Genomic DNA, 13,590 nt, shown 5'->3' with positions numbered 1-13,590 from the left:
TTCTAAATATCAAAATAACCTTCACGACATAGTTGTTTATAGATTATACTTCTATGAAATTATAGTAAGACATTTTTTGGATTACTCTTCGGGCTGATGACATGGAATTACGACACCTTCGCTACTTTATCACCGTTGCTGAAGAACTGAACTTTAGTAAGGCAGCACTTAAACTTTATACGGCTCAACCCTCACTTAGCCAGCAAATCAAAGACCTGGAAGAAGATGTCGGCGTCAAGCTACTCAACCGGACCAAACGTAAAGTGGAGCTGACCGAAGAAGGTGCCGTATTTCTGGAACAGGCGCGCCTGACCTTGGCACAAGCAGACAAGGCCGTTGCCATGGCACGTCAGGTGTCACAAGCCAAGCAGCAAATGCTACGGATTGGTTTTGTTCCGGTGGCCGAGATGAAAATCTTCCCGTATATCTTGCCAAATCTGCGTGTGCAAAATCCGGATTTAAAAATTGAATTGCTCAGCCTGAACAATAATGAACAAATGCGTCTGTTAAAAAAAGGCGATCTGGATCTGACTTTTACCCGTCATAACTTCAATAGTGATGAAATTGAAAGCCAGTTTGTAATTCGCGAACCTTTGATTTTTATATTACCTAAAGATCACCCTCTGGCAAAATACGAGAGAATTCCAGTTAAAGCATTGAATGGTATTGATTTTATTATTCCATCAGCAGAGCAGTCACATACTTTGCATCATGCCATTCTGGACTTTGCCAAAGCCAATAACGTTGAGCTCAACATCGTACAGAAAGCGGATAATATCCTGTTCAATATCAACTCGATTGGTATTGGCTTGGGCTGCACCATATTACCGGGCTATATTGTACCGCTGACCATGGACAATACCGTAATTCGCCCTCTGGACGTGGAACTGCCATATCTGGATCTGTATGTCAGTTACCACAAAAACAACAAATCCTATGCGGTAACCAAATTCCTTGAGCTATTAACTCGGGTGTTTTATCTGGACATTAACCGCGACGAACAGGACTAATCCCGCTCCATCCCCGATCAAGCATATGCCATTCAACTTTTGAGTAGCATGTGCTTTTTTGTTTTATCATTTTTTGCTAAAAAATTTATTTTAAATTCTATTTTTTGATAAAGGATCAATCTGTAGCTCCTTAATTGGTCGCCTGATCTAGGCTAATACTGCCTGTTTTTCACCCTAAACTCCCTTCATTTACAACTTAAGTCTAATAAAAGTTAAGTCAGTTTTTTCTCGGCTTAAATTTAATAACTTGCTAAAAATAATTAGATTTTTACATCAACCTATACAAATGAGAATCATATGCACTTAAATACATTCTGTTCAATATTTTGCCCACAAAAAAAGGATGACCGAAGCCATCCCTTTTTAAAACACGGTAAAATTATTTTACGCCGTGAACAGCAAGATAGTTTTTGATCACAGTATTGAATTCGTCTGCTTTCTCAACTTGAGACCAGTGACCACATTGGCTGAAGATGTGCGCATCAGCATTTGGAACCACATTCAGGATGTCCCAAGTACGTGATACTGGAATGACCACGTCTTGCGTACCATGAATCAATAACACTGGCACAGTAATATCTTTCATTTTTTCGAAATCAAGCGGGAATTCGAAACGGTCACGGTCACGTGCGCCAACTACATCCATCAAACGATTTGATGCATAGTCATTTGCAGCAGAAGCAAAGCGAACTTTAACCAGTTCATCCGTGATCAAGTCTTTATTTACCACAAACATTGACAAGGTTTTCTTGATGCCTTCTTCAGTCAACACCGGGTTTGCATGCGCTTTGAGTGCAGCAGTTTGTTTCGCACCGCCTGTCCCCATAGACACGATACCCAAAACGCGCTCTGGATAATCCAGTGCCAACTGGAATGCCAACCAGCCACCTAAAGAGTTACCCACTAACCAGGTTTTTTCGATACCCAAAGCATCTAGCGTACGGATCGCATGGTCTACCCAGGCACGAATACCATATTCAGTGTTTGGCGCAACCACAGTTTGGCCATAACCAATGGTATCAATCGCGATACAACGTGCTTGCTCACCAATTTGTGGCAGGTTTAACCACCAGTTTGCCGCAGCAGATACACCTGTGCCTGAACCGTGTAAAAATAGAATAGGTGTACCTTCACCAATTTCGTGGTAATGGGTCAACTCACCTTCAGCAGTTTCAATCCATTTGTCTTCCAAACCAAAGAACGGATCTGTTTGATAGTCAGGGATTTGAACAGTGCTCATATTACTTCCTCTTACAGTCTTTCGCTTGCGTGTCCCTCTCTTTTCAAGAATTCGACGTCAAGTTGACTCATTAAAATGACTTTTTTACATCCTTATCTTAACCGCTCAAGACGGGTCAACTGATACAAAATTACGATTGCACACTACAAAATATATATAATTTAAGTTTATGTTTTATATGGTTATTTTAATATCAAAACCCTTATTTATTTTCAGGATTTAGTTTATGTGCAGATAGAAAAACAGCGCTACACCGGATAGCGCTCTTGATCAAGGCAGCAGAATTAGAATTTATAGGTATAAGTGGTTGCTACACGGTATTCCTGAAGGTCTGGTTTTGCTGGATTTGCAAAATTCACATCAATATACATGCCCTGTACGCCTAAACCTTTTAATTTACCTTCTGGCACAGTGTAATTGACGATTGCATTCACTTCATCCGTATTGAAGTTTTGACTTTGATATACTCCGGTACCTTGCTGATCATAGCCTTTGAAATAAATCGCTGTTGCATTTAGTCCCTTCAAGCCGACTTCAGAAAAGTCATAACCATAAGACACATGCCATGACTTTTCTTCCGGCGCTGTGAAAGTTGAGACTCCCCAGTTCGCCAAATAAGGCTGTGGCACCCAGCCTCCCAATGTCGGGAATGCACTGTCACCAAACATTTGCTGATAACCCACGCCTACCGTATGTGCACCATGATTGATTTTTGCAGCTACCGATAATGCCTGGTTGTCGATCTCACCATATAATTTATCGCCAGATTCGGAGTTATTGAAATAACGCACATGACTATCTAATTTGGTTTTTTCACCTAACCCGATTTTGTAATTCACACCCAGATAATGCTGCTGGTAAATGTCTTGAACATCGGCATACCAATAACTTGCACCCAACTCTTTTGTCAGCTGGTGATCTATACCGGCAATCCACATCCCATCCGCTTCTGCACCATTATCAAATTGTGGTGGATTAAATTTGGTTAAATCACGGAACTGGTTGTCATAACGGTTGTTAATCCTGTCAATATAAGCCAGTGTAAGCTTAGTATCTTTAAGCTCTTTCGACTCTAACCATGCACCGCTATAAGTTGTTAACAACTGACGCGATGGATCAAACACTAAAACTGGCGACACTGGGAGTAATTCACCAACTTTTAATTCGGTTTCTGAAACCTTGGCTTTTAAGGTTGCGCCGACTTTACCGAAATGGTCTTTTGATTGCTTGCCATCATGCGGTAAAACCCAGTCCGGATTCTTATCACGACCTTTGAGTTTAACTGCATGTTGAACTAGCACATCAGCACCGACCTTTATCCCACCGCCAATATCGTGATAACCCGACTTGGCATCCAGAGTCACCCCTTGTGACCAAGAACCCCAGTTACGTGATGAAGCATCATCTTGATACTGGCGATCTAAATAGAAATTTTTAAATTTTAATTGCACATTACTGTCGTCAATAAAATCTGCATTCGCTGCAGTTGTTCCTAAAGTTGCTATCGCAGCAAACATTGCTATCCATAAGTTTTGACGACGCATCATGAGTTCCCCATTTAACAGATAAAATCTATGTCGCCATCATGCGCAAGTCGATTTAAATAAAAAATCCGACCACAGTATTAAGATTTTCTGCTTTCATCGGCCGATATTTCAGACCTCTCCTCAAGCAACCAATCGCTTAGATTTTAAAACGATTAATTAAAATAAAAAATTGACCAGATATTTAATTCAAACTTTTGTTTCTTCTATTAATAAGAGTAAATTTTTTAAAATCTTTCAGCAGCCATTTTTTATTTATCGTTTTTATGTTTAAGGAAAATATAAAGCCAAAATAATCGCCCTACAATATTATCACTAAAACATCTCACCCCAGAGTTTTAATATATTAATCAGTCTCATTTAAAATAAAAAAGCACCCAATTTGGATGCTTTTTTATCAAACTTATTTTAATACTGAGCGATTAAAAGTTAAGCTTGTAACTCACGCGCTTTAGACATGGTTAATGCTAAATCTTCAATCATGTCTTCCTGACCACCGACCGTACCACGACGACCAAGCTCCATCAGGATTTCACGTGCAGAAACGCCATATTTTGCTTCAGCGCGTTTAGCAAACAGCAGGAATGAAGAATACACACCCGCATAACCCAAAGTTGCTGCATCACGATCGGCACGGATCGGGTTGTGCATCATTGGAATGACCAGATCTTCAGCAACGTCTTGTACTTTGAACAAGTCAACGCCAGTGTCCATGCCCATACGGTTTGCAACCGCAATGAACAACTCAAGTGGTGTATTACCCGCACCCGCACCCAAACCTGCAGATGCCAAGTCAACACGTACTGCACCGGCTTGTACCGCAGCAACCGTATTCGATACACCCATACCCAAGTTATGGTGACCGTGGAAACCGAGCTCAATGCTTGGGTCCAAGTGTTGACGTAAATGACCAACACGATCGATGACATCTTGAGGAAGCATATAGCCTGCTGAGTCAGTGACATAGATACAGTTTGCACCGTAAGACACCATCTTGTTTGCTTCTTCAAGCAGTTTTTCAGGAGTCGCCATGTGAGCAAGCATTAGGAAGCCCACTGTGTCCATGTCTAACTTACGCGCAGCAGTGATGTGCTGTTCTGAGCAATCCGCTTCTGTACAGTGCGTTGCAACACGAATAGTAGAAACACCAATTTCATGCGCCATTTTTAAATGGTCAACCGTACCGATACCAGGTAGAAGTAATGCAGAAATTTTTGCATTCTTCATACGTGGTACAACAGCTGTTAAATATTCTTCGTCAGTCGCAGCAGCAAAACCGTAGTTGACGGATGAACCGCCAAGGCCGTCACCGTGCGTGACTTCAATTAAAGGTACGCCTGCATCATCAAGTGCTGTTGAAATCGCAATCATTTGCTCAACAGTGGTTTGATGGCGCTGTGGGTGCATACCATCACGCAAAGTCATATCATGAACAATAATCTTAGACATGTGGTTGCTCCTTAAGCGTCTTTATTGAATACGTGTTCTGCAAACATCTCTGCAGTACGTGCTGCAGCAGCAGTCATGATGTCAAGGTTACCCGCATATTTCGGCAGGAAATCACCAAGCCCTTCAACTTCTAAGTAAATTGACACGCGGTTGCCATCAAAAACTGGACCATTGACAAGCTTGTAACCCGGTACATATTTTTGAACTTCTTTAATCATTGCGTGTACAGATTCAGTGATCGCTGCTTGATCCGGTTCACCTTCTACCAGACAGTGAACCGTGTCACGCATCATCAGTGGTGGCTCAGCCGGGTTGATGATGATAATCGCTTTACCCTGTTTCGCGCCGCCCACTTTCTCAATGGCACCGGCAGTGGTACGGGTAAATTCATCAATGTTTTTACGTGTACCTGGACCTACTGATTTAGTCGATACCGTTGCAATGATCTCACCATATTCAACCGGTTGAACGCGAGAAACTGCAGCAACCATCGGAATCGTTGCCTGACCACCACAGGTGACCATGTTTACGTTTGGTACTTCGCCACCCGCAAGCAATGCTTCAAGGTTGACCGGTGGTACACAGAATGGACCGATCGCAGCAGGCGTTAAGTCAATCATCAGTACGCCAAGTTCATTGAGCTTGCGGCTGTTTTCAGCATGTACATAAGCAGACGTTGCATCGAATGCAATTTTAATATCATCTGCAATCACGTGAGGCAGAAGACCATCCACACCTTCAGCGGTGGTTTTTAAACCCATTTTTGCAGCACGTGCCAGACCTTCAGAGGTCGGGTCAATCCCCACCATCCACACTGGCTCTAACCATTCGCTGCGTTGTAACTTGTAAAGCAAATCCGTACCAATATTACCTGGACCGATCATTGCACATTTAATCTTTTTCATGAATGTACTCTCTTGGAATCTCGATTATTCAGCAGCAAATGCAGCTGTAACAGAACCGAAGCCTTCAATTTCAACTTTGAATTCATCGCCTGGTTGAGCCACAACCATAGGCCCTAAGGCACCTGTTAAGATAATGTCGCCTGCAAGTAATGGACGACCACGGCGTACCATTTCATCTGCCAGCCAAACTGCAGCATTGAGTGGATTGGCCAGACATGCTTTACCCACACCTTGAGACACAACTTCGTCACCACGGGTCATGACCATTTTGCAGTTCACCAGATCAAGGTTTTCAAGTTTTACAGGTTGAGAACCTAAAACGAATGCTGCGGAAGATGCATTATCTGCAACTGTATCAATTAAACTGATTTTCCAGTTTTCGATCCGGCTATCGACCACTTCAACTGCAGGCAGGGCATACTCAGTCGCGCTGATGATGTCAGCATAGGTATGTTTTTCTTTGGTCAAATCCTGGTTAATCACCAATGCGATTTCCGCTTCAACCTTAGGTTGAATCAGCAGACCTGCAGGAATTACTTCACCATCGCCATAGGCCATGTCAGCAAACAACATACCGAAGTCAGGCTGATCTACGCCGAGTTGCGCTTGAACCACTTTAGAGGTTAAACCAATTTTACGGCCGACCAGACGGCGACCTTCAGACAAAGCGCGCTCGGTATTCACTTCTTGAACGGCATAGGCAATATCTACGTCAGCACTTTCACCACCCAGTTCTGGGCGAATCGGCGCGATCGCAGTTTGTGATAATTCAGCGCTACGAAGGGCTTGTGCAACTGATTCAACAACAGCAGAATTCGACATCAATGTTTCCTTAAACTGCAAAAATTAGGCTTATGCTGAGATCTAAGATGGACAGAAAATATGGACATGATCAGGCCGATAATCCGTCAGGATTACCTTTCTCAGAGCGAGCATAGGAATAAACAGTTTTAGAATGGGAAAAATACGGCTTTTATGCCAATAGTTATTTTATTTTTTGCTATAGCTATTATCTATAAAGAAAATCCATAAAAACCAAGACAAAACAAAATCTTAGTATTTAAAATACATCATTATTTAGCAGAAAAACTCTGCTAATCCGACCGAATAAAATCAACATAATTGTGACTTTAGACTAAAAGATAAGAGCAAATGCTTAAATCTGTAGCGCTCCCCGGCAGTTTTAAACCGGGGAAATACCATTTTTTACTGTAACCAAGATAATAGATTAAATCACTTGTTTCCATTGGACTTTAGCCAACAATGCCGCATGTAAAGCGGTCACATCATCCACGATACAGACCGGATTGAATTGCGCCAAAAGCTCAGGTTCATGCACGCCATAGCTGACACCGACACTTGGCATGGCCATATTTTGTGCCATTTCCAGATCATAAGAAGTGTCACCGACCATAAGCGCATGTTTGGCCTGCACACCTGTTTCTGCCAGTATTTCTTCTAACATGAGTGGATCTGGTTTGGAACGGGTTTCACTGGCAGCACGCGTGGTCACAAACAGCTGCTCACTGTTGGTCTGCTTCAAGACACGATCCAGACCTTTACGGCTTTTACCCGTCGCCACAGCCAATTTCACGCCGTGTTGCTGCAAATCCGCAAGCATATGCGCCACCCCTTCAAACCAGGAATCTCCGGAAGAGTTTGCCACATAGTGTTCGGAATAACTTTGTAAAATATTGGCATGCAATTCAGGCACATTCGGAAATAAACGCTGTGCCACTTCAGGCAAACCTAAGCCAATAATGCTTTTCGCGTCTTCATCGCTTAAGGGCTGTTGAAACTGTTGTGCTGCAAACTGCAAACTCGCCACGATTTGACTGACCGAATCAAATAAAGTGCCATCCCAATCAAAAATGACCAGTTTTACAGATGAGTTCATAAAGATTTCCTAGATTTGATTCAAGGTTAGGTAGCTTTACCACCTCTCTCTAGCCCTCTCCTTGTAGAAGAGGGCTAGAGAGAGGTTTAATGCCTAAAATCTCCCCTAGCCCCTCTTTAAGAAAGAGGGGAATTCCCTCCTTTTTCAAAGGAGGGTTAGGGTGGATTGAATTTATTAAAAGAAAAAAATAAGTCTTTACTGAGCCGTCGGCTTATCCGCTTTCTGTGCTCTTAACTGCGCCACCAGACTCTGCATATCTTCCGGCAAAGGTGCTTCAATCATGGCATAACCCGGAATCTCCAGACGCATGGCATGCAGACACAAGCGGCGCGGTTTCGGCCCGTTATAACCAGTTTCATGACCATATTTTTCATCGCCCACCAGCGGATGACCAATACTGAGACCATGTACACGAATCTGATGGGTACGACCCGAAAGTGGAGAGGCATAGACCAGTGTGGCATGCATAAAGCGTTCCTGCACATTCCACTGCGTCTTCGACTCTTTACCTTCTTTCGGCGATACACAGACACGACGCTCGCCATTGGCCAGCTCATAGCGATGTAAAGGCGCATCAATCAACTGACGGTCAAGTGCTACGTTACCTTTGACCACAGCAGCATAGGTTTTTTTAATTTTATGTTCACGCAGCATGTCCTGTAAGCTTTTCAGTACGCTACGTTTTTTCGAGATCATCACCAGACCAGACGTGTCACGGTCAATACGATGAATCAGTTCCAGATATTTTTTCCCAGTCGCTGCACGTAAGCCTTCGATCAGACCATATGCGACACCACTACCGCCATGTACCGCGATGCCCGAAGGTTTATTCACCACCATCAGACCTTCATCTTCATAGATCACGCGGGCCAACAAACCATTGGCAACCTTGTCAGAAATGGGCGCAGCAGATTCATCTTTTTGCTCATAACGGATCGGTGCAACACGAATCTGATCAGCAATCGCCAGTTTGGTTTCCGCCTTGATGCGTTTTTTATTGACGCGCACCTGGCCTTCACGAATCAGGCGATAGATACGGCTTTTTGGCACACCTTTCAAACGACTAAACAGGAAATTATCGATGCGTTGTCCATCTTGATGTTCATCCACTTCAAACCAAGTGACGTTTTGCCATTGTTGCGTAGAATTCATACAGTTACTATGACCCAAAAAATACTAAAATTGATTAAAAACTGATCACTTAGGTTATGCTTTACACAAGAAACATAAGCTTAGCCCATAGGCAGATGATGCAAGGTTTGATATAGTCAGCGCACGGAAACCATCGTTTGTGGGTAAAAGTTGAATCATTTCAGATTTTTCTGAACTTGATTGTTCAATTAAAGACTCACATGATACGGGAAGGTCCCCAAAGAATTATGCCGACGCCGAAGGCTTATTATATCGGCAAACAAAGCAAACTGTTGCGTTTAATTGTACCTCAGGTACATAAATCAGTTTGTCTTAAAAAATATGTCGCCAACTTTCGTTGGTTTTTAAACGTAAACTGATACACATCAGATTAGTCGCACCCTGAAGACGACTTCAGGCTACAGCGTCGATGCATTGGATCTGCACAGTTTGTAAAGATACGACGACAATTCCGTATCAAGACACTTTCTATAAAGAAGGGATGATCTTCGAGCAATGTGACAGTGAAAGTTACATACATCCAATGCACCGCTCGTCCGCCAGTGAAGCGTTCAGGTGACTTTAATCCGTTTAAAGATTGAAGCCGTATTGCCATCATCAATACGTGAATCAAAACCGAAGCCTATCTATACAAGTAGAAGCCGGTAAGAAAAGACTCAGACCACAATGAAATTCATTGCAGATTTGAGCCATTGATCCGTGATGTGTGATGTTCGCTACGTGTATAGCGATTTTTTGCTGTGTATCACTATAAGGTGTTACACCCATGAAACGTATGTTGATTAATGCAACACATGCCGAAGAAATTCGCGTTGCACTTGTCACTGGTCAGCGTCTTTACGATTTTGATTTAGAGAATCGTACCCGTGAACAAAAAAAATCCAATATCTATAAAGGTCACGTGACTCGCGTTGAGCCTTCTTTAGAAGCTGTATTCGTCGAATATGGTGCAGGTCGTCAAGGCTTCCTGTCGATGCGTGAAATTGCAAACTCATATTACAAAGCCGACCCTCGCCAGACCTCAAATATCCGTGAACTGATTACGGAAGGTACCGAGCTTTTGGTTCAGGTGGAAAAAGAAGAGCGTGGCAATAAAGGCGCTGCCCTGTCTACGTTTATTTCACTTGCTGGCCGTTACCTGGTTTTAATGCCAAACAACCCGAAAGGTGGTGGTATCAGCCGTCAAATTTCTGGTGCTGTGCGTGAAGAACTGAAAGAAATGCTGGCGACGCTTAACGTACCACGTGGCATGAGCGTGATTGTGCGTACTGCCGGCATCGGCCGTTCACAAGAAGAGCTGCAACTTGATCTGCAACATCTGCTTGACCTTTGGGCACAAATCCAGAAAACAGCAAGTTCTGGCCCATCTCCAATGTTGGTGCATCAGGAAGCGGGTGTGGTGACACGTGCCATTCGTGACTACCTGCGTGATGATGTTGCGGAAATTCTAATTGACTCTGAGCAAGCCTATAACGAAGCTTATAACTTCGTAAAAGCAGTGATGCCACGTCAACTCGACAAACTGAAAACCTATACCTTAAATGAGCCTTTATTTGCTCATTTCGCGATTGAAAGCCAGATTCAGACTGCCTATGAACGTGAAGTAAAACTGCCTTCTGGCGGTTCGATCGTCATCGATCAAACTGAAGCTTTGGTGTCGATTGACATCAACTCAGCAAAATCGACCCGCGGTAGCGATGTTGAAGATACTGCGCTGAACACCAATATTGAAGCTGCAGAAGAAATTGCGCGTCAACTCCGTTTACGCGATATCGGCGGCCTAGTGGTGATCGACTTTATCGACATGACCAAAGATCGCAACCAGCGTATGGTGGAAGCGAAACTTCGTGAAGCGACCCAGAGTGACCGTGCCCGTATTCAATTCGGTCAATTGTCACGTTTTGGCCTGATGGAAATGAGCCGTCAGCGTCTACGTCCTTCTCTTGAAGAAGCGACTGGCTATGTCTGCCCACGCTGTCATGGTACTGGCATGGTACGTGACTTGCGTTCACTTTCACTTTCAATCATGCGTAAAGTGGAAGAGATTGCGCTGCGTGAACGTCAAGGTGAAGTTCAGGTCGAAGTTCCGGTCGAAATTGCTGCATTCATGTTGAATGAAAAGCGTCATACCTTGGTATATCTGGAACAGACCTCGAATGTACGTGTGACAGTATTGCCGCATCCGCATCTAGAAACACCGCATTATGAAATTACCTATAATGCCGAAGGCTTTGCCCCAACCAGCTATGAACGTACCGAAGCGACCCGTTCAAGTGAAAAAGAATTGGGCTATGAGTCTTCTGAATGGCATCTAGAAGAAGAGCAGCATGCGCAACACGCAGCACCAGCGCCTTCACAGCCGCAACAAAACAACGGCCGTAATAACAATAAACGCCGCAATCCACAAAACCAGCCGGCTCAACCGCAAGTGGCACAGCAAACACCTGTACAGGCAGCAGCTCCAGTAGCTTCAAGCAGCCCATGTGCATGGTTAGAAAACCTGTTTGTACAAAAACAGGCAGCGACTGTTGATCCATCACGTACTGCCAATAATGCTGCAGCAGCGATTGAACAAATGATCAATGGCGGTGCGGTAAGTCGTGGCCAGTTCGGTCAGGTGGCTGCACCGGTTGCACAGCCAGCGCCACAGCACGTAGCACAACCTGCTGCTGTATCAAGCAACAATAATGCTTACCTGGCACCATCGACTGTTGCACAAAAACAGGAACGTGATGCGGCAGAAAAACCGGCAGAGCGTGAAGAAAGGGCACCACGTCACAACAAGAAACCGCGCAACCCGAACCCGAAGCACAAAGAACCGCGCGAGCAGGTTCAGTCTGAAGCTCCTGCACCTCAGCAACATCAAGTGCATGAAGAAGTGGTTCAGGTGTCTCGTCAAGAACAACGCCATGAAGCACGTGAAAACAAGCGTCATTCTCGCCGTCAGCATCACAACGAGCCAGCGCAGCAAAATGATGTTCAGAACAATGAACAACAGCCACAACAGGCAATGCCGCGCCGTGACCGCCGCAACCAGCAACGTCCGGAACGCCCAAATCGCCACCGCGATCCAAGTGTTCTGAACGAACAAGCGCCTCAGGCAGCTCCTGCAGTTGTTGAAGCGCCGGCCGTCAATGACAAGCAGCTTCGTGTTGAATTGGTCGATGCACCCCGTACGGATGTGATGCCAACAGCAATGGTCGTAAATATTGACCAGGCAAAAAGCGAAATCGTGGCATTGAATGACAATGCTACAGTTGCAACGCCAGCAGTTGAAGTCACTGCACCGGCAGATGCGCCAGTTGAAGCGGCTGCAGCTGAAAATGTGGTTGAAGCCACCTTGACAGCTCCTGTGGAAGAAATTGTAGCGACTGAAGCAACGTCTGAAAAAACACGGGCCAGCAACGATCCGCGTCAGCGTCGTCGCCAGCAGCGTGCAGCACAGTCGCAACAACCTGCAGCTCAGCAGTTAACACCGTCACAAGTGCCAACTTTGGGCCAGTTCACCATTGGTAGCCTGATTCGTCATGTCTATGGTGAAGACTGCTCAGTGCTGATTGAACAGTTTGGTTTATTACCAACCTTCAACCGTGCTTTAGAAAAGTTCACGAAAGAGTACAACGCGAGTCTGGTGGCTGCCGCAGCACCTGCTGCTGCAGAGAAAAAACCGGTCACCCGTGATGTTGAAGTAACGGTAGCCAAGGTTGAAGCAGAGCCTGCTCCAGTCCTGGACCTGAACCCACCAAAACCGGTCTCAGACAAGCGTGTTGCCAACGATCCACGTGAGCGTCGCCGTTTGGCCAAACAGGCTGCGGAACAGGCTTTGCAACAAGCCAAACAGCAGGCAAAAGTAGAAGCCGCGCCGGCGGTTGAAACTGTGCCAGAACCTGTAGCAGTAGAAGCACCAGCTGAACCTGTTGAAGCAGCTGTAACTGAAGCACCTGTAGCATCGGAAGCAGTGGTTGAAACGACGGAAAATACTCAGCCGACGGAACCAGCAACTGAAACCGCAGCACCAGCTGAAGTTCAGGTCGAAGAAGCGGCTCCAGCTGAAGCAAGTGCTGAAACAGAAGCGCCTGTGGCAAAAAGCAAAGATGTGGCAGAAGCGACCGTAGAGGAAGCTGAAGCCAGCGAAGCGGAAAAAGCCGAGAAGCAAGCTGCTCGCCCGCGTCGTCCACGTGGCCGTCCACCGAAAAAAGCCAATACTGCAACTGAGTCATAATTTGCCCAATTGCAGTCACATAAAAAAACCTAGTCATTTCGATGACTAGGTTTTTTTTGCTAGATTTGGTCAAAATAGGTAGATTGCACTAGCTTTTTAACGTTAAAAGATGGATAGCTTGTCTGCTGTATATAAATTAAACCTATCGGATACGAAAAACAAATAGGATTC

The 13,590-nt window shown here is 44.7% G+C and carries 9 protein-coding genes; 2 read left to right on the top strand and 7 right to left on the bottom strand.

The features are described from left to right. The first annotated feature begins 101 nt into the window (after positions 1-101). On the top strand, positions 102-1,010 hold the full coding sequence (gene hcaR / locus KT990_RS11140; protein WP_005172878.1) for a DNA-binding transcriptional regulator HcaR: 909 nt from the start codon (positions 102-104) through the stop codon (positions 1,008-1,010). A gap of 379 nt (positions 1,011-1,389) precedes the next feature. Here the strand turns inward: hcaR and KT990_RS11135 are convergent, their stop codons facing one another. The 7 genes from KT990_RS11135 to KT990_RS11105 all read right to left on the bottom strand — a co-directional run bounded on the left by KT990_RS11135 (position 1,390) and on the right by KT990_RS11105 (position 9,197). Further along, the gene (locus tag KT990_RS11135) at positions 1,390-2,250 is read right to left on the bottom strand and encodes an alpha/beta fold hydrolase (protein ID WP_005095425.1); all 861 of its coding nucleotides are present in this window, start codon (positions 2,248-2,250) and stop codon (positions 1,390-1,392) included. 284 nt (positions 2,251-2,534) lie between these two features. Continuing rightward, complete coding sequence (locus tag KT990_RS11130; protein WP_218209385.1) at positions 2,535-3,794, bottom strand: OprD family outer membrane porin; 1,260 nt, start codon at positions 3,792-3,794, stop codon at positions 2,535-2,537. 429 nt (positions 3,795-4,223) lie between these two features. After that, the gene (gene dmpG / locus KT990_RS11125) at positions 4,224-5,243 is read right to left on the bottom strand and encodes a 4-hydroxy-2-oxovalerate aldolase (RefSeq protein WP_004278525.1); all 1,020 of its coding nucleotides are present in this window, start codon (positions 5,241-5,243) and stop codon (positions 4,224-4,226) included. An 11-nt stretch (positions 5,244-5,254) separates the two neighbouring features. After that, positions 5,255-6,148: an acetaldehyde dehydrogenase (acetylating) gene (locus KT990_RS11120; protein ID WP_004278526.1), complete on the bottom strand. Its 894-nt coding sequence runs from the start codon at positions 6,146-6,148 to the stop codon at positions 5,255-5,257. Between the two features lie 24 nt (positions 6,149-6,172). After that, positions 6,173-6,970 (bottom strand): 2-keto-4-pentenoate hydratase, encoded by a 798-nt coding sequence (locus KT990_RS11115; RefSeq protein ID WP_005095421.1) that lies wholly within the window; start codon positions 6,968-6,970, stop codon positions 6,173-6,175. A 406-nt stretch (positions 6,971-7,376) separates the two neighbouring features. Next, on the bottom strand, positions 7,377-8,045 hold the full coding sequence (locus KT990_RS11110; RefSeq protein WP_005172889.1) for an HAD-IA family hydrolase: 669 nt from the start codon (positions 8,043-8,045) through the stop codon (positions 7,377-7,379). Between the two features lie 195 nt (positions 8,046-8,240). Further along, on the bottom strand, positions 8,241-9,197 hold the full coding sequence (locus KT990_RS11105; RefSeq protein WP_005095416.1) for an RluA family pseudouridine synthase: 957 nt from the start codon (positions 9,195-9,197) through the stop codon (positions 8,241-8,243). A 766-nt stretch (positions 9,198-9,963) separates the two neighbouring features. Here KT990_RS11105 and KT990_RS11100 point away from each other — a divergent pair. Continuing rightward, positions 9,964-13,419 carry an Rne/Rng family ribonuclease gene (locus KT990_RS11100; protein WP_218208784.1) on the top strand — a complete coding sequence of 1,152 codons (3,456 nt, stop codon included), beginning with the start codon at positions 9,964-9,966 and terminating at the stop codon, positions 13,417-13,419. The last annotated feature ends 171 nt before the right edge of the window (positions 13,420-13,590 follow it).

The sequence above is a fragment of the Acinetobacter sp. F9 genome (assembly GCF_019195275.1).
GTDB lineage: Bacteria > Pseudomonadota > Gammaproteobacteria > Pseudomonadales > Moraxellaceae > Acinetobacter > Acinetobacter pseudolwoffii.
Note: the sequence above shows the minus strand (reverse complement) of the source record. Positions and strands in the feature narration are given on the sequence as shown.